Here is a 25,567-nt window from a genome sequence, read left to right as displayed (position 1 = left end):
AACTGAGCCGACTGAGCCGACCAAGCCGACGGAACCGACCGAGCCGACGGAGCCGACGGAGCCGACGGAGCCGACGGAGCCGACCAAGCCGACCGAGCCAACCGAGCCGACCGAGCCGACGGAGCCGACCAAGCCGACGGAGCCGACCAAGCCGACGGAGCCGACCAAGCCGACCAAGCCGACCGAGCCGACCAAGCCGACCAAGCCGACCAAGCCGACCAAGCCGACCAAGCCGACCAAGCCGACTGAGCCGACCGAGCCGACCAAGCCGACCAAGCCGACCAAGCCGACCGAGCCGACCGAGCCAACCGAGCCGACGGAGACTCCGGATGACGGCGACGGTAAGGATAAGGACGACAACGATGGCAGCTCGAAGAAGTCCGATCTGCCGTGGTGGCTGCTGCTCATCCCGGGTCTGGGCCTCATCAAGCTCATCATCGATGGTGGCAATGGCGGTGACGGTGGACATGATGGTGACCACGATGGCGACCACAACAATGAGGTCACCGAGAATGGCGGCCGTGGCAACAACCATGGTGAGCCGACCGATGAGACCGGTGACAATACCGGCCGCGATAACCGCGAGGTCACCGTCCTAGACGCAACTCCGCCGGAGGACTCCGGTCAGCCGCTGCCGTCCAATGCAGAGCGCGTGGAGATCAAGCACGTACCTTCCGGTGCGACGAAGCTTGACCCAGGCATGAAGGACTTCATCAAGTAGTCCAGACTGCAACACCATCCCAGCCCTCACCGGTTGGGTTGGTAAGGCGCAGAGAGCAATGATGACAATCCCCTCCAGGGCGTAAACGCTGGAGGGGATTCGTCGTCTGATTTTTAGTCTATTGTTTAAAACGAATAACTAGAGCCAAAACATTTAAAAGCTAAATCTCAGAAGTTAGAACATAGAAGCCAAGAGCGAGGAGTAGAGAATGACTGTTGATGGCGAAGAGAATGGTATCCCGGAGTACCCTGGTGAGTCCTCTGCATCTGAACACCGCGCCAGCGAAGCGCAGCCGGTAGGTGATGGGAAGAAGAGCAAAAAGAAGCTGCTCATCGGTATTGCAGCGCTCATCGCGATTATCTTGGTTGTCGTACAGCTAGTGCTCTATGCGGGCCGCAGTGAGGAAGATTCCGCAGAGACGAATGCGGCTGAGGAACAGACGTCAACCTCGCAGAGCGTTGAAGCTGAAGCGCCGACAACGAACAATGATCCCTTCGTGGATGACTCTGGCGAGCAGGAACACGAGGTAGAGCCGGCGCCGGGTGAGTTCCGGGGCTTTGGCGCGATGTCCTTGGGAATTAATGATGAGTTCGCGGCCGTGGACCCGATTCAGGTCACTGATACCGGCATGCTGATTCCCCCGCACGATGTACAGCGCTTGGGCTGGTACTCCGCGTCGGCAGTGCCGGGCGAGGCTGGTCCGGTGGGCTCCAGTGTTATTACCGGCCACATCAACTACCAAGGCCAGGGCACGGGCTTCGCAGAGAAGTTCACCACCATGGAGTTGGGCCAGGAATTCACCGTCTTCATCGATGGTGAGGAGCGCCGATTCCGCGTGACCGAGGCGCCGTACCGCCTGCAGAAGGGGGCGGGTTTCCCGGACGTGGTCAATGACACGCAGGGAGACAACCGCTTGGTCCTGATTACCTGTGGCGGCAAGTTTGTGGGTGGTCAGCTTGGCTACGAAGACAACATCATCACCGTGGCGGAGCCGGTGGCACCGGTGGAGGGTGCTGAGGCACCGGTAGATGGTGGCGTCGAGGCGCCTGCTGAGGCACCGGCGGCTTAAGCTGTCGCAGCGGCCTAAGCAGGTGTACTGCTTACGCCGCAGACTGTTTAGGCGGAGGCCTCCTGCAGGCGGGCAATATGTAGCGTCAGGTAGGAGACCTCATCGGGGGTTAGGGCGCTGTCGAGGCGCAGCTCAATAAGGTTGGCCACCATCTGGGCGGTCTCGACGGCATCGGGGTAGCGCGCGGAGATAGCGGTGGCCACTTGGCGGTCGTCAGAGTCGAGCTGCTGGTGCTCCGCCATGCGCACAAACAGGTAGCGCAGGTGCGTGATGAAGCGGGCGACGGAGATGTCCTCGCTGTTGAGTTCCGTGCCGTTGTGGGAGCCGATGACGGCCAGGATCTGCTGAATCAACCCCGTCATGCGGTAGGTGCCGGAAAGGTCTCCTACCGCGAAGCCGGCGTTGACCAGGTGCAGGGTAATGGCCACGGCTTCGTCGGCAGCCAGTGGTGTGTGTAGGCCACTGTTGATGGCGGTGAGTAACTTCTGCGCGAGGCTAAAGTCCTCGGCGTAGAGGTGGCGGACCTCAGCCTCGAGGGGATAAGACACCGTGTTGCCACGGCTGACAGCGCCGTGGATGTGGTCCGCAATCGCCACGACCAGCGTGAGCTTGCTGCGTAGAGCCTCAGACATGTCCACGGAGTGCATGGCGTCGATGATCAGTTGCACGTACTCGCCGGGGATGCCGGCGATCATGGCGGCGAGGTGATCCGGGTCGCGGCCAGAGTCAGGAACGAAGACCTTCACTACCTTGGTCGGGTCAACCTCAGTGCCAGGCTTTGCCTGGAAGCCGATGCCACGGCCGGTGACAATGACGTCCTCCGCGCCGCGCCGTGCGAGCACGACGTTGTTATTGAACACTCGCAACAGTTGCACAAGGCACCTTTCTGGTTGAGGTTAAAACGACTAAAGCCGGCCACGATGGTGGATACATCGAGCCAGCTTAGTCAGGGTGTGTTAAACGGGGGCTAAAGGTTCCCTAGCGGGTGCTTTAGCGGGTCGTGGTGATGACCGTATCGCCGGCGGAGGCGTGGTTGAGGCCAGCCGGGGTGACGGCGGACAGCGCCTTGGTGTTGGTTACGGCCAGGACGATGGTGGTGTCGTAGCCAGCTTCCTTGACCTTGTCGAAGTCAACGGTGGCCAGCAGCTCACCCTGCTTGACGGTGTCGCCCTTCTTGACGGCCGGAGCGAAACCTTCGCCCTTCATCTTCACGGTGTTGATGCCGATGTGGACGAGGACCTCCACGCCGTCTTCGGTCTTGATGCCGTAGGCGTGGCCGGACTTCATGGCGCTGACGATCGTGCCGCTTACCGGGGAGTAGACGTCGTTGCCCTCAGGGACGATGCCGACGCCATCGCCGAGCGTTCCAGCGGAGAAGACCGGGTCATCGATTTCTGCCATCGGGACGACCTTGCCGGCGGCCGGCGAGGCGATGTCGGTGGTGGTGCCAGCAGCAGGCTCAGCGGCCTGGGCCGGTGCGTCTGCCTTGGTGGCGGTTGCGGTGGCAGCGCCAGCGCCGGCGCCGGCAGCAGCGGTGCCTGCGGATGCGGGGGCGTCGGCAAGCGTGGCGTTGTTGGCGTTGTCGAGCTCGGCCTTCTCGGCGGCCTCGCGGGCGGCCTTGGCCTCAGCGCGCTCCTCCGGGGTGCGGTAGTCGGTGAAAAGGATGAGCAGGAATGCCACGAAGAAAGCCACTGCGATGGAAATGGCGTACTTGGCCATCGGGGTGAAGACCGGGATGGTCAGCAGTGAGGTGAAGACGAAGGCATTCGTCGTAATACCGTTGGAGCCCAGGGTCAGCAGGGCGACGGTCAGGCCACCGGCGAAGCAGCCCACCAGCATGCGCGGGTAGATGCGCTTGTAGCGCAGGTGGATACCGTAAAGGGAAGGCTCGGAAATACCGCCCAGCAGGCCAGCCAGAAGTGCAGAGCCGGAGGTCTGGCGCATTACGGTGTCGCGGTCACGGATGGACAGGGCCAGCACACCGGCGGTAGCGCCGAAGCAGGCAAAGTTCCATGCGCCCATCGGGCCCTGGATGAAGTCGTAGCCCAAGGTCTGGATGTTGACCAGCATGAGGGCGTTGAGCGGCCAGTGCAGACCCAGCGGGACCAGGAACGGGTAGAGCATCGGGATGGCCAGAGCGAAGACGAACGGAGCGTTGTCATTGAGCCAGGACAGGCCAGCGCCAATGCCGTTACCGGCCCATACGCCGAAGGGGCCAATGATGAAGGCCGTTAGCGGGATGAGGAAAATCAGGGTCAGGAAGGGGACGAAGACCATGTGGACCGCGGATGGGATGAGCTTCTGGAAACCCTTGTAGAAGAGCGCTGCGACGGCGGCCATGATGAGCGGGACGAAGACATTTCCGCCGTAGTCCTGCAGCTGCATTGGCAGGCCGAAGATATCGATGGAGCACTGCTCAGCAGACAGCGTCTCGTTGGTCACGCATTGGACGGCTGGGTTGTCGGCGAGGCCGGTGAACTCCGGGGTGAACATCGCGAGCATGACCGCAGCGGGGACCCAGGGGTCGATGCGCAGCTTCTTGCCGGCGTTATAGGCCACCATCACCGGCAGGAAGAAGAAGACGGAACGCCACATGGCGTCGACGAAAAGCCAGGAGGCTGGCTTATCCTCAGCGCGGAAGTCGACGACGCCTAGCGCATCCAGCACTGCGGCGAAGGCAATAACCAGGGAGGCGCCCAGCAGCACGCCCAGGATGGGGCGGAAAGAATCCGAGAGGTACTCGAAGAAGGTATCCATCCACGGCAGCTTGCCCTTGGCCTTGGAACGGGCAGCAGCCTTGACGTCATCGTTGGAGCGGCCGGCAGACGCGCCGGCGTTCTTCATCTGTGGGAGAGCGTTGATCTCGTCATAGACCGTGGCCACGTCGCCGCCGATGACGACCTGGTAGTTGCGGCCACCCTGGGGCACAGCGCCCATGACCTTGGGGATAGATTCGAGTGCTTCCTTATCGGCTTTGGAGGCATCAGCCAGCTCGAAGCGCAGGCGCGTGGCACAGTGCGTGAAAGAGGTGATGTTCTCTGCTCCGCCGATGCCATCCAAGATGGCTTCGGCTGCCGAGCGAGTCTCTGTCGACATGAGAATCCTTTCGAGAGTAGACAGGCACTGTGGCTAAAAACCACAAAAGACCTAGGCCACAATGGTTCATAGCGAACCATCCCCACGCGGCTAAGAGTGGGGAGCCTAGGTCTTGCCCGAAGTAACAATCCTGGTTAGGACCCTACTCCGAAGTGGTCACGAGGGGCAAGTTTCTGTGGGATACCGCACTCTATGGCGGTGTGGGGAGTTGTTGGCCTGCAACGTTGGGGATATGAAGCCTCACTTTGGCGGCGCGAAGGGGTGCGTTCCCGTACTGTGAAAGTGTCGTAGTGTCACTGTGTGCCCAGTTTGTGAGCCCGGGTACACGCTTTCTAAGCAGAGAAAGGTTTCTCATGACCGCCAAGTCCTCACGGAATTCCGCCTTTATTAGCGTCATTGGGCGCGGCTTCGACGGATTGGACGTTGCTGCTGTGGCTCAGGAACTGGGGGCCACCTTCGCCCAGGTCGATGACCTGGGTACCACGCTCAGCGAGGTCCTGGAAAATGCCCCCGCGGGCAACCTGGTCCTTCAGGGCACAGGCGTTATGGATTTTGATGCCAAGGCCGCGGCCGCCCTGGGCCTGCCCTTTGTCCTGATTTCTAACGCGCCCGCCCGCGCGGCGGAGTTGGCGCTGGGCCACGCGCGCTCTGTGGGCGCTACGGTGGTCGGTGCGTTGACCGACGTTTCCTCGGTTCCCGGTGCGATTTCTTCCCTGGAGGAGATCGAGCCCTATATGTCCGCCGAGCTCTTCCAGAAGCAGCTGCTGGACCAGGCCCGCGAGGTCGGAGCGCACATCGTTTTGCCGGAGGGCGAGGATGACCGCATCCTTCAGGCTGCGGGTGAGCTCATCAAGGGCAAGGTGGCGAAGCTGACGATTCTGGGTGATGGGAACGTCGAGAAGCGCGCCCAGGAGCTCGGGATCGACCTGTCCGGTGTGGAAATCATCAACCACCTGGAATCCCCACTGGTGGAGGAGTTCGCCGCGGACTTCGCGGAGCTGCGCAAGAAGAAGGGCGTGACGCTGGAGCAGGCGCGCGAGACCATGCAGGACGTGTCCTACTTCGCCACGATGATGGTGCACAAGGGCTTGGCTGATGGCATGGTCTCCGGCGCGGCGCACACCACGGCGCACACCATTAAGCCTTCCTTCCAGATCATTAAGACCAAGCCGGAAGCCTCCGTGGTTTCCTCCATCTTCCTCATGGTGATGCCGGGCCGCTTGTGGGCCTTCGGCGACTGCGCGGTGAACCCGAACCCCACCCCGGAGCAGCTCGGCGAGATCGCTATTGTCTCCGCGCAGACCGCCGCGCAGTTTGGGCTGGACCCGCGCGTGGCGCTGCTGTCCTACTCCACGGGTACGTCGGGCGCTGGGCCGGATGTGGAGAAGGTGGCGCAGGCCGTTGAGGTGGCCCGCGGTATCGATTCTTCCGTGGCGGTGGATGGTCCGCTGCAGTTCGACGCTGCCTGCGACCCAGGCGTGGCCGCCAAGAAGGCGCCTGACTCTGATGTTGCGGGTAAGGCTACGGTCTTCGTCTTCCCGGACTTGGAGGCCGGCAACATTGGCTACAAGACGGCGCAGCGCACCGGTGGTGCACTGGCGGTGGGCCCGATTCTGCAGGGCCTGAACAAGCCGGTCAATGACCTCTCGCGTGGCGCGACCGTTCCGGACATCATCAACACGGTGGCTATCACCGCGATCCAGGCAGGGGTGAAATAGATGGCGTATGTACTCGTTCTCAACTCGGGTTCCTCCTCGGTTAAGTTCCAGCTGGTGGACCCGGAAAGCTCGGCCACCGATACCCCGCTGGTTTCCGGTTTGGTGGAGCAGGTCGGTGAGCCGCAGGGTGCTGTGACCGTGAAAACGGGCGGTGAGGAATTCAAGGAAGAGCTGGAGATTCCCACCCACTCCTTCGGGTTGGACCGCGCGTTTAGCATCATGCATGAGCACGGCGTGGGCCCGACGGATGTGGAGGTCATCGCCGTGGGCCACCGCGTGGTGCACGGTGGACGCCTGTTCAGCGAGCCGCAGCTCATCGTGGACCAGATCGAGTCCATGATCGAGGACCTCATCCCGCTCGCGCCGCTGCACAACCCGGCGAACCTGGACGGCATCCGCGTGGCGCGCAAGCTGCTGCCGGAGATCCCACACGTGGCGGTCTTCGATACGGCCTTCTTCAACCACATGCCGCCGGCGGCCGCACTGTACGCCATCAACAACGATGTGGCTTCGCAGTATGACATCCGCCGTTACGGCTTCCACGGAACCTCCCACGAGTTCGTCTCGCAGCAGGTTCCGAAGCTGCTGGACATGGACCCGGGGCACGTCCACCAGATCACGCTGCATTTGGGCAACGGTGCCTCGGCGGCGGCGATTCGCAACGGCCGCCCGATTGATACCTCGATGGGCTTAACACCGCTGGCTGGTCTGGCCATGGGTACCCGTTCGGGCGATATCGATCCGGGTATCATCTTCCACCTCTCGCGTGAGGCAGGGATGTCCATCGATGAGATTGATGACTTGCTGAACAAGCGCTCCGGTGTGAAGGGCATTGCAGGGGTTAATGACTTCCGCGTGCTGCGCGAGCGCATTAACAACGAGGACCAGGACGCCTGGCTGGCCTACAACATCTACATTCACCAGCTGCGCCGCTTCATTGGTGCCTACATGATTGCGCTGGGCCGCGTGGATGCGATCACGTTTACCGCCGGCGTGGGTGAGAACGATACCGAGGTCCGCCAGGATTCGCTGTACAACCTGGACATGTACGGCATTGACTTCGATAAGGAAGCCAACCTCGTGCGCTCGAAGGAGCCGCGCATGATTTCGACCGCGGATTCCCAGGTCAAGGTCTTCGTGGTGCCGACCAACGAGGAGCTGGCCATCGCGCAGAAGTCCGCGGAGGTGGCCGCCATGGCTCGGGAGGCGGGGCTGTACTAAGCCGGGCGTCGGCTATGCCGCCGGCCGGTAGCGCTGGCGGCTAGAACATCGTGACTGGGCGGACCTTGTTGGCCAAGTCCACCAGCGCGTAGCGGTGGCGGGCGAAGGGGGCCTGGCGGGCCAGTGCCCGAAGGGTGTCCGCCAGGCCGTAGCGCAGGCCGCGCTGGGTGAAGGGGAACTCGAAGAGATCGTTGGGGGAGGCCGCCGCGTCGAGGTCTGATTCGCGCAGGAAGGTCAGCCCGGCGGAGATGACCGCGATCTTGATCTGCAAGAAGCGCGGCTCGTTCTGCGGAATCTCCTCCAGGCGGCGGGCAGCACGCCGGATGCGGGACTCGGAGAGATCGTGGACGATGAGCTGCAGAACCGTGGTCAAGCGGGCCATGCGGTGGTGGCGCGAGGCGTTGGGGACCTTATCCAAGGTGGCTACGGCGAGCTCAACTTGGTGCTCGGCGCGCAGCTGGCGGGCCAAGCCGAAGGCGGAGGAGACAGTCGTCGGATTCGTCGCCCACACGATGCCGTAGAGGCGCAGCGAATTGAAACGCAAGTGGGCGGGGTCATCGGTGACATGGTCCCAGATGCCGGGCTGATCCTCAAAAGCGTCATTGGGCAGATCCGCGAGCGAGGTGGTGAGGTTGGCGCAGGCGCGGGCAACGGAGGCGTCGATCAGCGCGGCCTCCGAAAAACCTAGCTGCTGCAGAATGAGCTCATTGACCGCGCCGATGGCCAGCTTGGGGGCGGCCTCACCAGGCAGCACGTCGAGGACGTGGGCGAAGTGGGCTTGGGCCTCGCGGTACTTATCCAAAAGCAGCTCGGTCACGCCGGAGTACCAGTGGAAACGCCAGTCCCTCCCCAGGCGGTCCTCGATGGAGTTCAGCCACTCGCGGGCCTGGCCGATGTAGCCCAAGTCAATCATGGAGCGCACCACGCCGAGCGGAATCTCCGCGGACTCCTCATATTCCGGCGCCTCCATGGCCTGGCGAAGTGTTTCCAGCGCTTCCTGCGGCTCCGTGTAGGAGGAACCTTGCAGCAGCGGGGCGCCGATGTCGGAGCGGACGATGAGCGGGATGGGCAGTGCGGAGACCACCTCGGGGGCGGTGATGCGGACGGTGCGGTCGATGCCGTCGATGAGCTGGTCCGTGCGGAAAACCAGGTGCTTCGTGCCGAAGGTCGTACGCTGCGGGGAGAACACCGAGTGCTGGGCCGGGTGCTGGATGCCATCGCGGAGCGCGATGACCTCGCGCAGGACGCCGAAGAGCTGGTCGCGCAGCTCGGAGACCGACGCAAAGCGCTGCTGTGGGTCCGGATCTGTGGCGCGCAAGAGCAGGCGATAGAAGGAGAGGTAGCGGCGCAGCAGCGGCTCCTCCGTGGGGGAAGGCAGGCCGGGCTTGTAGACGCCATCCTCCACCGGCAGCTTCAGCGTCAGGCAGGCCAGTGTGCGGCCGATGGTGTAAATATCACTGGCCACCGAGGGGCCCTGCGTGGCGATTTCCGGGGCCTGAAAACCCTGTGTGCCGTAGATGTGACCGAAGGCGCCGATGCCGGAGACCGCGCCCAGATCGATGAGCTTGACCTGGTCCTCGGTGACGATGATGTTGGAGGGCTTCAAGTCGTTGTAGACCACGCCGCGGGCATGGAGGTAATCCAAGGCGGGCAGGATTTCGAGGATATAGGCAATCGCCGTGTCGACCGGGAAGCGGTCAGTGGCCTGGTCGTTGCGGCGCTGCTTCAGTGAGGGGCCGCCGACGTACTCCATGACGATGAAGCCACCGGGCACGCGGGGGTCATCGATGAAGTTGAAAATCTTCACGATATTCGGGTGCGTGATGTCCGCGAGGAACTCACGCTCCGCCTCCGCGGTGGCGGTCTCCTCGGCGGAGTTGGTGGATTGCATGCCCTTGAGCACCACGATGCGCCCGGAGACGAAGTGGTCGTTGGCCAGGTAAATCCAGCCCAGCCCGCCATGCGCGAGCACGCCCAAGATCTCGTACTGGCCGGCCACCATGTCACCCGGCTTGAGCTGCGGTGGGGCGGCACGGGGCGCGTCCTTGGGATCGATGAGCGCGTCGCGCGGGTTGCCCGGGACAACGAAGGGCAAGGTGGCCATGCCATCGGCCACTTCGCGGTCGGTGCGCTTGGTGCTGCGGCGCTGGCGGAACGTATCGAGCGCGCGGCGCCGCGAGGCTTGCGAGGGGTCCTCTGCTTTGCGGCGATCACGCAGCTGCCCCAGCTCCTCGATGAGCGCGGCGATATTGTCCGAGTCGACGTACTCGCCATCGTCGGGTTGGCCCGTCGCCGTGCCGCTCGTGCCCATGCGATTCGCGGGGGAGAGGCGGGCACCGGTGGCGGCCTCGTAGTCATCGTCATCGTCGTCCGCGAAGGGATCAAAGGGCACGGCGGCGGTGCGGTCGGAGGCTTCGGCGTCGGCGGCGCCGGCAGCTGTTGTTCCCGCGCTGTGCGAATCTGTTGGGGAGACGCTGAGGTGGTGGTCCTCCGAATAGTCGTCATCGTCATCCGCGAAGGGATCGAAGCGCACGGCTTGGGTGGCGTCGTTAGTGGCGTCGGTGGCGGCGTCGGGCTGAGCGTCCTCGTGCTCTTCGGGCGTGAGGTGATCGAGCTCATCCTCGGTGAAGCGGTGCGACATTATTGTCCCTCCTTCTTCTCGCCGGGCTGGTCCTTGGCTGCGGAGCTCGGCTGTGATTCCTCGGCAGGCGGAGTCTCGTTGAGGTACTTCGGTTCCGGGAGCACGGGCTGCTCCATGTAATTCCCCAGCCAGGTATTAAAGAGCTCCTGCCAGGTGCCGTCGCGGCGGATGCGCTCCAGCGTGGAGTTGATCTGGCGGATGAGCGGGCGCGAGTCATAGGAGGCATCGGGCTTGCGCACGGCCACGCCGTAGCTCTGGCTTTCCAAGGGTTCGCCGACGATCTCGGTGTATTTATCCTGCGCCAGCATGCCGGATAGCAGGGCGTCATCCACGACGATGCCATCTGTCTGGCCCAGCTGCAGCGCCATGAGGCAATCGCCCCAGGCGCGGGTCTCCAAAATATCGGAAGACGGCGAGTGTTTGCGTATCGCGTCCACCATGGTGGATCCTTTCGCCGCGCACAACGTTAGCCCGGCGGCCTCCGCGATGGAATGGATGCCCGAGTTCTTCAGCACCAGCAACCGCGCATCCGTCTGCATATACGGAATGGAGAAGGCCACTTCGCGCTGGCGCTCGGGGCTAATCGTCATGGTGCGGATGACCATGTCCACCGTGCGATCATTCAGTGCACGAGCGCGGTCGGAGGCCTCCACGAAGCGGAAGTCCACCTTGTCGGGATCCCCGAAGATATCGCGGGCGATTTCGCGGGCGATATCGACCTCGAATCCGCGGACCTCGCCGCTGGCGGTATCGCGGTAGCTGAGCAGGTTATTGGAGCGGTCCACGCCCACGATGAGCCGGCCGCGCGCCAGGATGTTGGGCACGCGCTCCTCCGGCTTCTTATCGTCCGGGCGGTAGGAGCCGTAAACGTCCGCGGTGCTTTGCTTGGACACCTCTCCCGTGCCGGCGGGTTCGATGATGGCGTCCTCCGGCAGCGGCGGCCCCGGGGTGGAGTTGAGATCCGCGCTGGAGGGCAGGATCGGATCCGGCGTGCTGGGCGGCTCCGGCTCGCAGGCGCTGAGTGCCACGGCGGCGCTGAGCAGCAGCACGGCCGCAGTGGCGTGCTGGCGGTGGTCGGTTCGGCGGCGCATCACAGGTACTCCTGCAGGCGGGGGCGGATACCCAGCCACACGGCGATAATCGCGCCGAACGTGGCTAGGAGGACGCCGGTAGACACCATGGTCATGGCATTGAGACCCTGAACCAGGTAGGTGCGCATGGCGTCGCGGGCTTGGTCGATGAGCGCGGCCAGGGAGTTATCCACGGCATTGAAGGCGCTGGCGGCGGTCGGGTCGCCGTCCGGATCGATGGCGGTGGCTTGGTAGAGCGCGGCATCGTAGTGGCCCATGGAGAGATCCTCCATGAAAGCATCGTGCGTGGTTTTCCAATCCTCCAAGGCCTCCTTGGCGCGAGGAATCAAGGAAGGATCGGAGGAGGGGAAGTCGTCGTCGTCAAGCGCCTGCTCATAGTCCCGCAGGGCCCGGTCCACGGAGTACACCGTGGAGTTAAAGTGCACGGACATGTCCTGTTGGGAGGAGCGCAGGACCAGCGCCAGGGTCTCGGAGGTGCGCATCTGCTGGGCCTCAATGCGCGAGGCGGTCAGCGAATCCCAGGGGCGCGAGACCGTCTCGAAGCCTTGGTGGCCAGAGGCCCACGTGGCGAAGTTGGAGCCAGCGGCCCACACCAGCGCCAGGAACAACAGGCCCGTGGCCACCACGAAACCGCGGTTGAAGCGGCGGCGGGTCAGCCGCCACAGCCACCACTGCGCCAAGCCGAGGAAAATGATCGCCGCGACGAGGCCCGAAAGCGGCACCCACTGCGGGCGGGTTAGGCGCTGCTGTTGCTGGGTCACCTTCTCCGAGGTCAGGGTGAACAGCTCCGCGGCGGCGGGAAGAATCTGGGTGCGCATGAGCGCCGAGGCGTTGGACATATAGGAATTCGCCACGGCGTTGCCCGCACGGTGATTGACGCGGGCCTTTTCCACCAGGGCGGTGTAGACCGGCAGCTTGCGCTGGATAAACGTGACGAGCTCGCGCACGCGTTCATCTTCGGCGGAGGTGCCGACGATGGCCTGCGTGGCGGCGACGGAGGCGGCGTCGATGGCCTCGTTATAGCGGTCGCGGTTATCCTCCGGCTCCACGCCTGCCTGGACGAAGCCGGTGGTGGCGACGGTATCGGCCAAAGAGAGGTTGGTGTAGAGGTGGTGCGCCGCGTTGGACATCGGCTCGGTGGAGGCCAGCAGTGTGTCCAGATCATCGTGGCGCGCGGCCGAGGAGGAGGACATGGAAAAGCCGGCTGCCGCGAGCGCTACGGTGAGAATTAAGGTAACCGTAAACAGCTTGCCGGGAGTGGTGATGGCGAAGCTATAGAGGCGCCGGATGACGCGCGCGGGGCCGGCGAAGGAGCTCATCGCCAGCTGCGTGGGGCGGCTAAAAACCGGCGCGGAGGGCTCGGTGACGTCATCGAGCCAATGATCGCCCCATGATTCGGGGGAGTGCTCGCGCAGTTCGGTGGCCGGGCCGGTCATTCCCTTAGGATAGCGCTCTCGTGCGCCTCGCGCGATGATTTCGAGGGCGTTGGCGCGGGGAGTTTGTCGCGTATCGTGTAAGGCATGTGTGCACGCGTTAACCCAGAACTTTCCGGTGATGGCTGGTCGAAGGGCCCGGGCGGGGTGCCGGTGTGGGGCAAATTTGGAGCAGCTGGCCTCTTCCTCGTGGCGGGGGATGAGGTACTGCTCCAGCATCGCGCGACGTGGACGAATAACGGCGGGACCTGGGGAATCCCGGGCGGGGCACGGGATAAACCGGAGTCGCCGGAGCAGGCCGCGCTGCGGGAGACAGAGGAGGAAACTGGAATCTCGCCGGCAGACGTCGAGGTGCTGGATGCCGTCGTCACTGCCGGGCCTTTTTCGGAAGGCTGGACCTATACCACGGTGTTGGCCCGGACGGTTTCGGGGCAGCGCTTGGCCACGACTGCCAACGAGGAATCCGCCGAGCTGCGCTGGGTGCCGTTTGGCCAGGTAGAAGAGTTGGAGCTCTTGAAGCCCTTCCGGGAGGCGCTACCGGGGCTGCTGGGACGCTGGGAGGAACTCACCAGCTGATATAGGAGCTGATACAGGCGGCGGGCAGGAACCTGTGGCACTCTGTAGAGCATGATTGAAGTAGCCGGACTGACCAAACAGTACAAGTCTGTCCGCGCCGTCGATGACCTCACCTTTCAAGTAGAGCCGGGCCAAGTGACCGGCTTTCTGGGGCCCAACGGCGCTGGAAAATCAACGACGATGCGCATGATCCTGGGCTTGGACAAGCCCACCGCTGGCACCGCCCTGGTGCACGGCAAGCCCTACCGCGAGCTGAAGAACCCGCTGCGCGAGGTGGGCGCGCTTCTCGACGCCAAAGCGGTCCACGCCAACCGCACCGCCGCCAACCACCTGCTGTGGATGGCGCAGGCTAACGGTATTCCTACCTCCCGCGTCGATGAGGTTCTGGGCCTAGTGGGGCTGGCTGATGTTGCTGGCAAGAAGGCCGGCGGCTTCTCCCTCGGTATGGGCCAGCGCCTCGGCCTGGCTGCCGCACTGCTGGGGGATCCGGGCGTGCTGATCCTGGACGAGCCGGTCAATGGCCTCGATCCGGAAGGTATTCGCTGGGTGCGCTCGCTCGTGCGGGCGCTGGCGGCAGAAGGCCGCACGGTGCTCATCTCCTCCCACCTGCTGGCGGAGATGGCGCAGACGGCGGACCACTTGGTGGTCATTGGCCGCGGCAGGCTCTTGGCCAATCAGCGCACCTATGACTTTGTGAAGGAAAACTCCAGTGCTTCGGTTGTGGTGCGTTCGGAGCACCTGCGCGAGTTCGGCTCGGCGCTCAAGGAGGCTGGAGTGACCTTCCGCGAGTCGGTCGATGAAGAGCAGCGCCCGACGCTGGTGATCCCTCACCAGACCACGGACTACGTGGGCAAGCTGGCCTATTCCACGGGCGTGCCGTTGACGGAATTGACCCTCCACCGCGCCTCACTGGAGGAGGCTTATGTGGCCATGACGGATCGCGCGGTGCAGTACCAAGCGGAGGCACCGCAGAAAGGGGCCCAGTTCTAATGTTTTTCAACACTGTTCACGCGGAGTGGACGAAGCTGCGCACGACGAAGTCCTTCTGGTGGACCACGGCGCTCATCTTCCTCATCGTGACCGGCTGGACGCTGCTGAACTCGCTCAACGCGGGGGAGGCGGTGCTGGGCATTAGCCCGCTGCAGCCGCGGAGCTTGGCCTCCATTCTCCTGCTCATGGGCGTGCCGATCATGATGATCCAGGGCGCGATGATGGTGACCACGGAGTACCGCTACAAGACGCAATCCCTCACGTTCTTGGCCAACCCGAATCGCTGGAGCGTAGCCTGCGCCAAGCTTGTGGTGTATGGCGTGATTGCGGCTGTCATTGCCTTCTTGGGCTTGGTGTACATCTTCGTGTTGGCGGATCTCACGGCCAACGAATCCGCGGCGGAGGCCTTCCAGCCTTTCTCCAGCGACGACGGCAAGCACATGCTGTGGGCCTTCCCCATCGCGGCCTTTGGCGCGGTGCTCTTCGTGCAGGGTCTGGGCCTGCTGCTGAGGCAGACCGCCGGCACGGTGGCGATTTCCCTCATCTTGTACATGGGCCTGGAAAACTTGGTGCGTTTGCTCCCGGTAGTGGGAGATAAGATCATCCACTTCATGCCCTTTACCGCCTTCCAGAACTGGGCCTTGGACTACGTGGATGAGAACGCCCCGTGGAGCTCGATTGGCTTTGAGGCCCTCGTCTTCTTTGGTTGGGCCGGTGTGCTGTGGATCCTGGGCGTTATCGTGCTGGAGCAGCGCGACGCGTGATCCCTTTTCCGCTTCTGGCGACGTTGGCGCTGTTGTCCGCAACAGCGCCTTTCGCTACTGATATGTACTTGCCGGTGATGCCGGAGATCGTTTCCGATCTGGGCACCACCCGGGCCATGGTGCAGCTGACCATCTCGGGCTTCTTCGTCGGCATGGGCATGGGCCAACTCGTCATGGGCCCGCTGTCTGATGCCATCGGGCGCAAGCGCCTCCTTGTCGCCGGCGCCTTTCTCGCTCTGCTGGCTTCCGTGTTAGCGGCGATGGCCCCGACGGCCTCGGTGCTCGTCGTGGCCCGCGTGCTGCAGGGCCTCGGCGGCGGTGCGTGCGTGGTGCTCTCCCGCGCGGTGGTCCCGGACCTCGTGCATGGTGCCGCGGCGGCGAAAGCCTATTCGCTGCTCATGGCGCTCCAAGGTATCGCTCCGGCGGTAGCCCCAGTACTGGGCGGCATCCTGGCGGAGCCGCTGGGCTGGCGCGGCATCTTCTGGGTGCTGGCGGGGCTGCATGCGGTGCAGTTGGTGCTGGCCATCGCTATCGTCCCGGAAACCGCGGGCGGTCGCTCGCGCGATGGTCTGCTGCGCACGGTGGCGGGCAATTACTGGGCGGTGCTGACTAACGCCCGGGTCTGGGGCTACCTGGTGACCATGGCCTTCGGCTTCTGTTCGATGTTTTGCTACATCTCCGCCTCGGCGTTTGTGGTGCAGGACCAGTGGGGATTCTCACCGTTGGGCTATTCGATGGTCTTCGGCATCAACTCCGTGGGCCTCTTCGCGGCCACGTTGATTAACTCGCGCGCGATGGATTCGGTCTCCCCGGCGGTCATGCTGCGCACCGGCGTGACCGGCGTCTTTGTCTGCGGGGTGCTCTTGTTGCTGGCGGTGCTGCTCGGCGCTCCGGTGTGGGTCTGCCTCATTGTGCTTTTCGCTTGTGTGGCACCGACCGGCTTCATCATGGGCAATGCCACGGCATTGGCCACGGGTTTGATGCGCCCGCGCGCAGGAAGCGTGTCCGCCATCATGGGCTTTGGCCAGTCCATGCTGGCCAGCGTTATCAGCCCGCTCATGGGCTGGGGCTCGAACGCCGCGCTGACCATGGCCATCGGCATGGTGTGCTGCAGCTTCATCTCGCTGTGCGGCCTTGTGGCGTCCACGCGGCTGGCCCGCGGCGCCGCGTGAAGTTCACCAGATGTGCACAACGCATAGAGCGTCAATGCGTATTATTGGCCGCATGGCTACCCCACGTCTCGCCGAGCTTCGCCTGAGCAATTTCAAGTCCTTCCAAGATGCTGTATTGACTCTGCATCCAGTCACTTTTCTGACTGGCCTAAACAGTTCTGGAAAGTCGAATGCTTTGGATGGGCTGGAGGTTTTGTCCCGCTTGGCATCGGGGGCAGAACTAGGAGACGCACTTGATGGGCGCATGACCCAAACCGGCCCGATCCGAGGTGGCTCTCGTGGTTGCGCCCCGCATGGCACCGAGAGCTTTGAACTGGGCTGTACCGTTGAATCTGGGACAGATACGTACCGCTATGACGTCGAGGTTCAGGTATATCCGGAGTTGCGTGTTGTCAAAGAAAGCCTCGTGGGTACCGGATATTCCGTAAAGAGCGGCACCCGCACTAGCGATGCAGAGTTGTTTAAGACCCAGCCGGCAGCAGACAACCGAGCTGGGATCTACACGTTAATTTTTAGCGGAAAGCGTGGGGCAAACCCCACCACACTCTTGCGTGACTCTCGCCTTATCTTGGGACAGATTAAAGCGGTGCTTGCGGGAAAGAACCGTGCAGAGAATTCAGTGTTGAAAGGGGCGTCGATTGTGTCCATGGCGCTTCGATCAGTGTTTCACCTCGATCCAGTCCCCAGCCTCATGCGGGATTACGTCCCAAGGAAGAGCACGCAGCTGAAGCGTAGCGGTGAGAACCTCTCGGCGGTACTGTGGCAGTTGCACAAGGATTCCCCCAAGACTTTCCAAGAGCTAGGGCAGCTGGCCGCTTATGTGACTGGAGTGGATTCCACACTGGACTTTATTGACTCGCCGTTGGACGAAGTCATGCTGACCCTCGTGGAACACTTCGAAGATGGAAAGCAAGAAAGAACGCCTGCTCGTGAAATGAGCGATGGCCTCCTCCGATTCCTCGCAATTGCAACGGCGCTTAAAACTGCGCCCAAGGACTTGGATATCGAACAGCCACTTGAACTTGGTGATGACGTAGAGAACCCAGTAGCTCAAATTGTCGTCGAAGAAATGGAAAACGGGCTCCACCCTTCGCAGGCGCAAAGAGTTATGCAGATGCTTAGCGAATCCGCACGCAAACATGACTCGCAGGTTCTTGTCACGACCCACAGTCCTGCCATCTTGGACCAGATTTCTGGGGAGAAAAACGGTCAGGTAGCAGTGTGCTACCGGGATAGCAGAACCGGGCAAAGCGAGCTCTCGCCTTTGGTGGAGTTACCGGATTTCGTGGAATCCATTTCCAAGCACAGCTTGGGTGCTGCGGTCACCGCTGGTGAATTAGTCGATGACACCGAAACGCAGACTAGTTTCGAGAACATGAATCGACTTTTTGGGATCGGCTGATGCGCGTTTACTTCATCGATACCTCTGTGTTGGATAAGCTGCTTGCGATTCCTCACAAATGCCAAGCTAAGGAACAATCCAAGATCGATTTTGCGGAACGCCAAAGCGAGAACGCGAAGTTCATCCTGCCGATTAAACGAGCAGGCGGGCGTGCTCCTACTGCAAGGCCGAGGTCAGGCGCATGACGTTGTCCACGTAGCGGCGCAGCAGGCCGCGCTCGTTCCACTCCTCGAGTGTGAGTTCGTGGCAGACCTTTTTGTAGTTGGTGGCCAGCTGGGTGAAATCCTCGATGAGGTCGCCCTTGGCCACCAGCATGGTCGATTCATAGTTGAGGCCGAAGGAGCGCATATCCATGTTGGAAGACCCGAACACGCACAGCGGTTCGCGCTCCGGCAGGCCCGGGTCCGCCAGGATGAACTTGGAGTGCAGCACGAAGGGCTCGGGGAATTGGAAGATCCGCACTCCCGCCTCCAAGAGTGCCTGGTAGTAGGAGGACTGCGCGTGGTGGACCATGAACTGGTCCGCCTTCGCGGACACTAGGAGCTCCACCTCGACGTCGCGGTAGCAGGCGGTGGTCACCGCCTCCAAGAGGGACTCATCCGGAATGAAGTAGGGCGAGCAGAGAATGAGCTTTTCCTTGGCGTGGTGCACCACCGAATTGAACATGCGCAGGTTGGGTTCCGTGGTGTAGCCGGGGCCGGAGGGCACCAGCTGAAGGTGGTTGGAGTCCGCCGTCATGGCGTCGTCATAGGGCTGCATGTCCAAGGACAGCTGCTCCTCTGATTCCAGATACCAATCCACCGCGAACACCGCGGCGAGCGAAGTGACCACCGGTCCGGTCATTTCGACCATGTAGTCGATCCATGCGCGGTCCTTGGTCTTGTATTCACGCTTGATCATGTTCATCGAGCCCAAGAAGCCAGTATGACCATCAATAACCACGATCTTGCGGTGATTACGCAGATCCGGGCGGCGGAAACGTCCCTTATGCAGCTGCAGCGGAAGCATGAGCCGCCAGTCGACGTCAATCTCGGTGAGGCGCTTGCCCAGCGTGAAGTAGCCCTTGTACTTCAGGCTACCGATCTGGTCCAGCAGCAGTTTGACCTCCACGCCGCGCTCGCGGGCGCGCGCCAAGGACTGGAAGAAAACATCGGTCACCTCATCCCAAGACTGGATGTAGATCTCAATGAGCACGTATTTCTCAGCCCGGTCCACGGCCCGCGCCATCGCCAAGATGGCCTCCTCATAGGAGGCGTGGAGGCCCTTGTTGTGCCCGATGAGGGCCGGGTGCCCGGTGAGGTTGCGGTTGAGCTGGATGAGGGATTCCACCTCCGGGGAAAGCCGCCCGGAGGGATGGTTGGGGGTGGAGGCGGTGACGTCGTTTAGCAGCGCATTGGCTTCTTGCTGAATGCGGTGGCGGCGGCGGTTGATGTAGGGCGAACCCATGAGCAAGAACAGCGGCAGCCCCACGATGGGAAGCACAAGAATGGCCAGCAGCCAGGCGGTAGAGCTGGAGGGGCGGCGGCCCTCGGGGACCACGCCGATGGCGATGATCTTGATGCCATAGTCAATAACCAGCAGCACGAGCTGCCAGACGGAGAGATCGACGTTCACGTTCATGGCAGGCTAGCGCACCGACGCGAAATCGGGGACATCGAAATCTGCGATCAGCGGCACGTGGTCGGAAGTCTTGTCACCGGCGCGCTCCACCATGTCCACCTGGGCGCCCTGGACGAGACGCGCTAGTGGCTCGCTGGCTAGCTGGAAGTCGATGCGCATGCCCTCGTTCTTCTGGAAGCGCAGGGACTTGTAATCAAAGTAGGTCCAGCGCTCTTCTTCGGTGAAACGGCGCGTGACCTCCTGCAGCCCGGCCTCCTCCAGCATTTGAAAAGCCGCGCGCTCGGGCTCGGTAACGTGCGTCTTGCCGCGGAAAAGAGAGATGTCCCAGACGTCCTCATCCCGCGGAGCAATGTTGAAATCGCCCGTGAGCAGTAGTTTCGACTGCACGCGGGTTTCCACATAGCGTGCCAAGGAGTAGAGAAAGTCCAGCTTGTAATCAAAGTGCCGGTCCGTAATCTCACGGCCATTGGGAACATAGAGGGACCAAATCTCAATCCCGCGGATGCGGGCTGAGACCGCCCGGGCCTCGCGCTTTTGCTCCTTGGCGGGGTCCTTGTGGAAACCCGGCTGAGCAGGGAAGAAGGTCTGGACCTCCTCCGGTTCTTCCTTGGATAGGATGGCCACGCCATTCCACTGGTTCAGGCCGTGGCAGGTGACGTGGTATCCGGCTTCCTCAAAGGGCTCGCGGGGGAACTTCGCATCCGCCACCTTGGTTTCTTGCAGGCAGAGCACGTCGATGTCGTGTTTGGCCAGCAAGTCCACCGCGCGCTGGGCGCGGGTGCGGACGGAGTTGATGTTCCAGGTAGCGATGCGCATGTGGTTTAGGGTACTTGAGGCAGGCGGCGGGCGTAACGGTGGCGGTGCTGCTCTAGGAAGCCGAGCTTCTCATAGAGCCGAATCCCGGCCGTGTTACCTGCCACGACCTGCAGGTAGGCCTTCTCAGCACCCTGGGCTTTGCCCCAGGCCAGCATGTGCGCGCCCAGCGCGGTGCCCAGTCCCTTGCGGCGCCAGCCTTCGGCGACCTCCACGGCGGAATAGCCCAGCCACACGGTGCCGTCACCGGATTCCGTCAGCGTGCCCCGCGTAATCGCGATGGTCTCACCCGTCGGGGCGAGCAGGCGCCCAAAGCCCATCGTTCCATCGATGCGGCTGCGCAGGTACTCCAGCGCCAGCGGCGGGAGCGCCTGGCCGCGGAAGTGGTAGAGGTCGAGCCACTCGGAATCGGGCTGCTTGTCGATACGGAAGCTGACGTCCCCCGGGGCAGGGAGATCTGCCAAATCGCGCACCATCACGAGGATCTCCGGTTCGAGCTCCCAGGCTTCGGGTTCGGCCGCCAGCAGCTTCTCCGCGGAGGCACCGATGCGCTCCGGAATGGCCAGGCACACGGGCAGATCGTGGCGGGCATAAAACGCTTCGATCTCTTCCATCGGCACCGGGAGGAAACCCGCGGAAGGGCCGAGCGGCACCGCCGAATTGGAGCGGCCCGTCACGCCATCGCCAGCGCGCATGAGCCACTGCCCATCGGAGGTCCACGTGTGCTCCTTGCCGGGGAAGGCAGCCGCGGTGGCCACCTCGACGGCGCGGATATCGGAGTTGCGCACCGTGCGCGGGGAGAGGCGCTTAATAATCTTGAGTTGCTCCGGCGGAATCTCCACCGCGTCGAGCGAAGACGGGTAGCCGCCGACCTCCTGCGGGCGGATGAGCAGCGGATCCAGGCTGAGCACGTGGCCGATGACATCGCTGTGCACGCCGCCGAAATCGCGCCGGGCTACCACGCGCTCGCCCACGGAGACGTCATCGGAGCGGAAGATGCGGGACATTAGTCGTCGTGCCCGAAGGGGTCCTCGTCCTCGCCCGGCAGCCAGGTAAGCCCGGCCTCGGTCCAGCCGTTGCGCTTAATGGCTTTTTTGGCCTGGCGCTTGTAGCGGCCGGTGAGCACGTCGGTGTAGACGAAGCCGTCGAGGTGGCCGGTTTCGTGCTGCAGCATGCGCGCGAAGAAGCCGTAGCCCTCGATGGAGATGTCCTCGCCCTTCTCGTTCTTGCCGGTCACGCGGGCCCAGTCGGCGCGGCCGGTGGGGAAACCCTCGCCGGGGACGGAGAGGCAGCCTTCGTCCTCGGAGCCGTCGTCAGCCGGCATGGTCTCCGGGATCTCGGAGGTTTCCAGCACCGGGTTGATGACGCAGCCGCGGCGCATGCCGCCGTCGGGAAGCTCGGTGCCATTGGGACCGTCGGTGTCGGGGCAGTGGTAGACAAAGAGGCGCTTGTTCACGCCGATCTGGTTAGCGGCCAGGCCAACTCCGTGCGCGGCGTCCATGGTTTCGTGCATGTCCGCGATGAGCTCCTGTAGCTCGGGGGAGTCGATGGCTTCGGTGACCGGCTCGGTGGGATTATGGAGGACCGGGTCGCCGTGGATAACGATGGGACGAATAGTCATGGCATACAGTCTAAGCATGCACTCCCTGTCAGACCTAGACGCCGCGATTTTGGAGTTCGAGTCCCACGCCCCGCGCGATATCGGCGCCAAGGAGGAGGCCATCCGCACGCAGCTGGACATCACTCCGGTGCGCTATCACCAGCGCCTCAACGTGCTCCTGGATGACCCCGCGGCGCACGCCTCCTACCCGCTGTTGGTCACCCGCCTGCGCCGGCTTCGCGACGTCCGCGACGACGTCCGGCGCGCCGCGCGCAGCAATGCCCCGGACTGAGACTCATAGATACTAGAGTTTCCAGTGTGACTAATGTGAATCCGGAAAACTCTGTCTCGTCCGCTGACCACGCGCGCCACGCCGCCGATTCCGATTCGGCTGCCGCCCCGGCCGCCGCTGCCGCTCCTGCGAGCAAGCTCCCCTTGCGCGGCCTCGCCATGGTGCTTATCGCCGTTGCCGTTATGCTCGGCATGTGGGCTCTCTACGCCATGACCTCTGATAAGTCGGAGGACACCGCGCAGAACGCACCGGCCGGCAACGATGCTGTCGTATCCGGCCCCGCGACTGGCGGCGCCGAGGGCGACGGTGCTGCCGGCGGCGCTTCGGGCGAAGCCGATAAGAACAAGGACGCTGCCGAGAACGAGCGCCCGGCTGATGCCGACGCCGACTCGGAGAACGCCGCTGAGGCCGGCGCTGAGCATGGTGAGAACACCGAGGCCGGCGCAAACGCGGGCAATTCCGACCGTGCCCAGGCGGAGATCCCCGTCAACGTCTTCAACAACTCCGGTCGCGCCAACTTCGCTGCCGATGAGGCCGAGCGCCTGAAGTCCCAGCACTTCCACATCGCCGAGGTGGGCAATATCAGCGGCGACGTCCTCGTGGCTCCGAAGACCACCGTCTACTTCCCGGAGGGGGATGCGGCCGCCGAGAGCCTCGCCAAGGAAGTTGCCGCCCAGTACTACGGTGCCAACGTACCGGCGGAAGCGATTGCCCCGTACCCGGCCGAGCTGACCGGGGACTACACCAAGGGCGATGCCGTCGTGGTTGTCCTCGCGGTTCCCCAAGCCTAGGGAATAAAATCTTATTAAATTCATCCGCCCGACGGATAGGATGAATGGGTGAATATTCCGGAAGAGAACTTCGCCCGCTCGCCCGAGCCCACGCTGGGTGTTGAGTGGGAAGTTGCCCTCGTTGATCCAGCGACCTGGGATCTCGTGCCGCGCGGCGCTGAACTTATCGACCGCGTGCACGCCGCTCATCCCGACATCCACCTGGAAAAGGAATTCCTCCAAAACACGGTGGAGCTGGTGACCGGGGTGTGCCGGACGGTGCCGGAGGCGATGGGGGACCTGCGGGCGTCGCTCAGCGCCGTGCGTGAGGCGGCCGACTCCTTGGGTGTGCGCCTGTGGGCCTCGGGCGGGCACCCCTTCACGGACTTCCGGAAGAACCCCGTCTCCAACAAGGAGAGCTACTCCGAAATTATCAACCGCACCCAGTATTGGGGGCAGCAGATGCTGCTGTGGGGCACCCACGTGCACGTCGGCATCAGCCACGAGGACCGCGTGTGGCCCATCATTAATGCGCTGATGACGAAGTACCCTCATCTGCTGGCAATTTCCGCCTGCTCGCCGGGGTGGGAGGGGCTCGATACCGGCTATGCCTCCAACCGCACGATGCTCTACCAGCAGCTGCCCACCGCGGGCATGCCCTACCAGTTTGAGAACTGGGAGCAGTGGAAGTCCTATATGCGGGACCAGGCTATTTCGGGAGTCATCAACCACACTGGCTCGATGCACTTCGACGTCCGCCCGGCCTCCAAGTGGGGCACGGTGGAGGTGCGGATTTCCGACGCCGCCTCCAACCTCCGCGAGCTCTCCGCCATCGTGGCGCTGACACACTGCCTCGTGGTGCACTATGACCGCATGATCGACGCCGGCGAAACGCTGCCCACGCTGCAGCCGTGGCACGTGGCGGAGAACAAGTGGCGCGGCGCGCGCTATGGCATGGACGCGCTGGTCATCACCTCGCGCGAGACCGATGAACGCTGGATCAAGGATGAGCTGGCGGATCTCTTGGTGGAGCTGGCTCCGCTCTCGGAAGAGCTGGGCTGCGCCCGGGAGCTGCAGCTAGTGCAGGAGATCATCGACGGTGGGGCGGGCTATGAGCGCCAGCGCCGTTTGTACCAGGAGACCGGCAGCTGGCAGAAGGTGGTTGAGGCCACTGCGGATGAGATGGAGCGGCTGGCGTAAGTACCGAACGATCAATTAAGGCCCGAAAATTGGGGGTTTCAGGGGCTTAATTGATCGAAACGTCCCCCTAGCTCTCCGCCACCGCGCGCTTGCGCGGCGCAATGAAGCCCCACACGGCGTAGACCGCGATGAAGGCTAGGCAGGACAGCGTCCACAGCGAGGTTGCCCACGGTTGGAAGGACTGGATTGCGTCGAGGTTGGCCGAAGACATGGTGAACCACACGGGCACTGACATGAAGGGCAGCGAGAGCACGAACAAGGCCGCCACGGAGGCAAGCCCCGCGAGCTGCTCACCGCCCTTGCCGGACACACGCGAGCTCACCGCCTGGTTAACCGAGACGAAGACCATGACGATGAAGGGGATGGTCCACACGAAGTGGTGGTACCACGAGAAGGGGGAGACCAGGCAGGTGCTCAGGCCCGTCAGAGCGAAGGCCGCCGAGCGGTTGCCGCGCAGGTAGGCGGTGCGCAGCGCCAGGCAGGTCAGCGCGAAGACCACGATGACCGCCAGGATCCACCAGATGCCACCGTCGATGCCGAGCTCGCGGAACATGAGCGAGCGCAGCGACTTCGCCCCGGGGTTGGCATGCTCGCCCACACGCGAGGAGTTGAACATGGCATCGGTCCAGAACACCATCGCATCAGGAACGAAGAGGAATCCGAGCACCACCGTGACGAGGAAGGTAATCACCGCACCCGCGGCAGCCCACCAGCGCTTCTCAAAGAGCAGAGCTAGGCCCATGTAGGCCGGGGTCAGCTTGATTCCGGCAGCCAGGCCAATGCCCACGCCCGGCAGGCGGCGCTTGATAGGCAGGAAGTCAAAGGCCACGAGCAACATGAGGAAGACGTTGACCTGCCCGTAGTACAGCGACCCGTGCATCGTCTCATTCGCCGGGGTCAGCGCGGTCAGCAGCACCGCGATGAGGACGGCCGCCGGGGTCATCTTCACGCCCCGCTCGCGGAAGATCATGACGATGATGGCCAGCACAGCCAAGAACATGAGCGAAGGCCAGATAATGGTCAGCGCGTCCTTGCTGAAGAACGGCAAGACCTTGAACAGCAGGCCCGCAAAGGGTGGGTAAGTGAAAGGGAATTCAAAGATATAGGGGGCGTCGTACAGCAGGCCACCGGCGTTGAGATCCTCGCCAGCCATGCGGTAGATGGCGAGGTCAAAGGGGAGGATGAAGGTGAAGGCCTTGTGGCCATCGAACTGGATGATCTTGTACACCATCACCGCGATGCCCAGTGCGAGGACAGCACACATCGTTGGTACGCCTTGCAGCTTCTTCACGTCGACTCTCCTCGCCTGACCACCTATTAGTGCCCTTTGCAGCCTATATTATTGTCCCCGCATTTCCCGGCAGAAAGGTACCGTGTC

The 25,567-nt window shown here is 63.1% G+C and carries 21 protein-coding genes and 1 pseudogene; 12 read left to right on the top strand and 10 right to left on the bottom strand.

The features are described 5' to 3' along the window. Both QKE52_RS07600 and QKE52_RS07595 read left to right on the top strand, forming a co-directional pair. Positions 1-721 (top strand): annotated as a pseudogene (locus tag QKE52_RS07600) (hypothetical protein); the annotation flags it as partial. A gap of 208 nt (positions 722-929) precedes the next feature. Further along, positions 930-1,790 (top strand): class F sortase, encoded by an 861-nt coding sequence (locus QKE52_RS07595; protein WP_347948495.1) that lies wholly within the window; start codon positions 930-932, stop codon positions 1,788-1,790. 47 nt (positions 1,791-1,837) lie between these two features. Here the strand turns inward: QKE52_RS07595 and QKE52_RS07590 are convergent, their stop codons facing one another. Together QKE52_RS07590 and QKE52_RS07585 are read right to left on the bottom strand one after the other, a co-directional pair. Continuing rightward, a complete protein-coding gene (locus QKE52_RS07590) occupies positions 1,838-2,665 on the bottom strand; it encodes a PRD domain-containing protein (protein ID WP_049154674.1) in 828 nt (275 codons plus the stop codon). A gap of 115 nt (positions 2,666-2,780) precedes the next feature. Next, positions 2,781-4,886, bottom strand: coding sequence for a glucose PTS transporter subunit IIA (locus tag QKE52_RS07585; RefSeq protein WP_070754374.1), 2,106 nt, complete (start codon positions 4,884-4,886; stop codon positions 2,781-2,783). Positions 4,887-5,239: 353 nt separating this feature from the next. On the opposite strand from QKE52_RS07585, the gene pta reads away from it, so the two are divergent. Then, on the top strand, positions 5,240-6,604 hold the full coding sequence (gene pta, locus QKE52_RS07580) for a phosphate acetyltransferase (RefSeq protein ID WP_070754373.1): 1,365 nt from the start codon (positions 5,240-5,242) through the stop codon (positions 6,602-6,604). After that, a complete protein-coding gene (locus QKE52_RS07575; protein ID WP_070821373.1) occupies positions 6,605-7,825 on the top strand; it encodes an acetate kinase in 1,221 nt (406 codons plus the stop codon). Between the two features lie 40 nt (positions 7,826-7,865). On the opposite strand, the gene QKE52_RS07570 is transcribed toward QKE52_RS07575, so the two are convergent. Genes QKE52_RS07570 through QKE52_RS07560 form a run of 3 tightly spaced genes read right to left on the bottom strand, consistent with a single transcriptional unit; the run spans position 7,866 to position 12,993 of the window. Then, positions 7,866-10,466: a serine/threonine protein kinase gene (locus QKE52_RS07570; RefSeq protein ID WP_293775305.1), complete on the bottom strand. Its 2,601-nt coding sequence runs from the start codon at positions 10,464-10,466 to the stop codon at positions 7,866-7,868. Continuing rightward, the gene (locus tag QKE52_RS07565; protein ID WP_070546231.1) at positions 10,466-11,557 is read right to left on the bottom strand and encodes a glutamate ABC transporter substrate-binding protein; all 1,092 of its coding nucleotides are present in this window, start codon (positions 11,555-11,557) and stop codon (positions 10,466-10,468) included. Before QKE52_RS07565 ends, QKE52_RS07570 begins: the two co-directional genes overlap by 1 nt. Beyond that, positions 11,557-12,993 (bottom strand): hypothetical protein, encoded by a 1,437-nt coding sequence (locus QKE52_RS07560; RefSeq protein ID WP_347948494.1) that lies wholly within the window; start codon positions 12,991-12,993, stop codon positions 11,557-11,559. Before QKE52_RS07560 ends, QKE52_RS07565 begins: the two co-directional genes overlap by 1 nt. A gap of 84 nt (positions 12,994-13,077) precedes the next feature. On the opposite strand from QKE52_RS07560, the gene QKE52_RS07555 reads away from it, so the two are divergent. Genes QKE52_RS07555 through QKE52_RS07535 form a run of 5 tightly spaced genes read left to right on the top strand, consistent with a single transcriptional unit; the run spans position 13,078 to position 17,894 of the window. After that, on the top strand, positions 13,078-13,566 hold the full coding sequence (locus tag QKE52_RS07555; protein ID WP_070516156.1) for an NUDIX hydrolase: 489 nt from the start codon (positions 13,078-13,080) through the stop codon (positions 13,564-13,566). 51 nt (positions 13,567-13,617) lie between these two features. Continuing rightward, positions 13,618-14,556: an ABC transporter ATP-binding protein gene (locus tag QKE52_RS07550; protein ID WP_308606388.1), complete on the top strand. Its 939-nt coding sequence runs from the start codon at positions 13,618-13,620 to the stop codon at positions 14,554-14,556. Further along, the gene (locus QKE52_RS07545) at positions 14,556-15,320 is read left to right on the top strand and encodes an ABC transporter permease (protein WP_347948493.1); all 765 of its coding nucleotides are present in this window, start codon (positions 14,556-14,558) and stop codon (positions 15,318-15,320) included. The genes QKE52_RS07550 and QKE52_RS07545 overlap by 1 nt, the downstream gene beginning before the upstream one ends. Further along, complete coding sequence (locus tag QKE52_RS07540; RefSeq protein WP_347948492.1) at positions 15,317-16,492, top strand: multidrug effflux MFS transporter; 1,176 nt, start codon at positions 15,317-15,319, stop codon at positions 16,490-16,492. Before QKE52_RS07545 ends, QKE52_RS07540 begins: the two co-directional genes overlap by 4 nt. A gap of 52 nt (positions 16,493-16,544) precedes the next feature. Then, positions 16,545-17,894, top strand: a complete 1,350-nt coding sequence (locus QKE52_RS07535; RefSeq protein ID WP_347948491.1) for an AAA family ATPase — start codon at positions 16,545-16,547, stop codon at positions 17,892-17,894. A 156-nt stretch (positions 17,895-18,050) separates the two neighbouring features. Here QKE52_RS07535 and cls read toward each other — a convergent pair whose 3' ends face one another. From cls to QKE52_RS07515, 4 genes are read right to left on the bottom strand one after another with little or no spacing between them, the layout of a single operon-like run. After that, complete coding sequence (gene cls, locus QKE52_RS07530) at positions 18,051-19,514, bottom strand: cardiolipin synthase (protein ID WP_347948490.1); 1,464 nt, start codon at positions 19,512-19,514, stop codon at positions 18,051-18,053. A gap of 6 nt (positions 19,515-19,520) precedes the next feature. Then, positions 19,521-20,330, bottom strand: coding sequence for an exodeoxyribonuclease III (locus QKE52_RS07525; RefSeq protein WP_158397136.1), 810 nt, complete (start codon positions 20,328-20,330; stop codon positions 19,521-19,523). A 5-nt stretch (positions 20,331-20,335) separates the two neighbouring features. Further along, complete coding sequence (locus tag QKE52_RS07520) at positions 20,336-21,334, bottom strand: GNAT family N-acetyltransferase (RefSeq protein ID WP_070754367.1); 999 nt, start codon at positions 21,332-21,334, stop codon at positions 20,336-20,338. After that, the gene (locus tag QKE52_RS07515) at positions 21,334-21,948 is read right to left on the bottom strand and encodes a peptide deformylase (protein WP_070754366.1); all 615 of its coding nucleotides are present in this window, start codon (positions 21,946-21,948) and stop codon (positions 21,334-21,336) included. Before QKE52_RS07515 ends, QKE52_RS07520 begins: the two co-directional genes overlap by 1 nt. Before the next feature lie 16 nt (positions 21,949-21,964). On the opposite strand from QKE52_RS07515, the gene QKE52_RS07510 reads away from it, so the two are divergent. Genes QKE52_RS07510 through QKE52_RS07500 form a run of 3 tightly spaced genes read left to right on the top strand, consistent with a single transcriptional unit; the run spans position 21,965 to position 24,189 of the window. Beyond that, positions 21,965-22,219, top strand: a complete 255-nt coding sequence (locus tag QKE52_RS07510; RefSeq protein WP_102233517.1) for a DUF3263 domain-containing protein — start codon at positions 21,965-21,967, stop codon at positions 22,217-22,219. A gap of 26 nt (positions 22,220-22,245) precedes the next feature. After that, complete coding sequence (locus QKE52_RS07505) at positions 22,246-23,010, top strand: LytR C-terminal domain-containing protein (protein ID WP_102233518.1); 765 nt, start codon at positions 22,246-22,248, stop codon at positions 23,008-23,010. 48 nt (positions 23,011-23,058) lie between these two features. Then, on the top strand, positions 23,059-24,189 hold the full coding sequence (locus QKE52_RS07500; protein WP_347948488.1) for a glutamate--cysteine ligase: 1,131 nt from the start codon (positions 23,059-23,061) through the stop codon (positions 24,187-24,189). A 67-nt stretch (positions 24,190-24,256) separates the two neighbouring features. Here the strand turns inward: QKE52_RS07500 and QKE52_RS07495 are convergent, their stop codons facing one another. Beyond that, entirely contained in the window at positions 24,257-25,480 is a 1,224-nt protein-coding gene (locus tag QKE52_RS07495) for a glycosyltransferase 87 family protein (RefSeq protein WP_347948487.1), read from the bottom strand. Between the last annotated feature and the right edge of the window lie 87 nt (positions 25,481-25,567).

It is taken from the genome of Corynebacterium sp. c25Ua_47, from assembly GCF_039907205.1.
In the GTDB taxonomy this organism is placed as follows: domain Bacteria; phylum Actinomycetota; class Actinomycetes; order Mycobacteriales; family Mycobacteriaceae; genus Corynebacterium; species Corynebacterium hiratae.
The sequence above is the reverse complement of the archived record's forward strand: the minus strand, read 5'-3'. Positions and strand labels throughout refer to the sequence as shown.

Coding starts and splice junctions, on each gene's coding strand:
- QKE52_RS07595 (WP_347948495.1), top strand. CDS start 930: ATGACTGTTGATGGCGAAGAGAATGGTATCCCGGAGTACCCTGGTGAG.
- QKE52_RS07585 (WP_070754374.1), bottom strand. CDS start 4,886: ATGTCGACAGAGACTCGCTCGGCAGCCGAAGCCATCTTGGATGGCATC.
- pta (WP_070754373.1), top strand. CDS start 5,240: ATGACCGCCAAGTCCTCACGGAATTCCGCCTTTATTAGCGTCATTGGG.
- QKE52_RS07575 (WP_070821373.1), top strand. CDS start 6,605: ATGGCGTATGTACTCGTTCTCAACTCGGGTTCCTCCTCGGTTAAGTTC.
- QKE52_RS07570 (WP_293775305.1), bottom strand. CDS start 10,466: ATGTCGCACCGCTTCACCGAGGATGAGCTCGATCACCTCACGCCCGAA.
- QKE52_RS07565 (WP_070546231.1), bottom strand. CDS start 11,557: ATGCGCCGCCGAACCGACCACCGCCAGCACGCCACTGCGGCCGTGCTG.
- QKE52_RS07560 (WP_347948494.1), bottom strand. CDS start 12,993: ATGACCGGCCCGGCCACCGAACTGCGCGAGCACTCCCCCGAATCATGG.
- QKE52_RS07555 (WP_070516156.1), top strand. CDS start 13,078: ATGTGTGCACGCGTTAACCCAGAACTTTCCGGTGATGGCTGGTCGAAG.
- QKE52_RS07550 (WP_308606388.1), top strand. CDS start 13,618: ATGATTGAAGTAGCCGGACTGACCAAACAGTACAAGTCTGTCCGCGCC.
- QKE52_RS07545 (WP_347948493.1), top strand. CDS start 14,556: ATGTTTTTCAACACTGTTCACGCGGAGTGGACGAAGCTGCGCACGACG.
- QKE52_RS07535 (WP_347948491.1), top strand. CDS start 16,545: ATGGCTACCCCACGTCTCGCCGAGCTTCGCCTGAGCAATTTCAAGTCC.
- cls (WP_347948490.1), bottom strand. CDS start 19,514: ATGAACGTGAACGTCGATCTCTCCGTCTGGCAGCTCGTGCTGCTGGTT.
- QKE52_RS07525 (WP_158397136.1), bottom strand. CDS start 20,330: ATGCGCATCGCTACCTGGAACATCAACTCCGTCCGCACCCGCGCCCAG.
- QKE52_RS07520 (WP_070754367.1), bottom strand. CDS start 21,334: ATGTCCCGCATCTTCCGCTCCGATGACGTCTCCGTGGGCGAGCGCGTG.
- QKE52_RS07515 (WP_070754366.1), bottom strand. CDS start 21,948: ATGACTATTCGTCCCATCGTTATCCACGGCGACCCGGTCCTCCATAAT.
- QKE52_RS07510 (WP_102233517.1), top strand. CDS start 21,965: ATGCACTCCCTGTCAGACCTAGACGCCGCGATTTTGGAGTTCGAGTCC.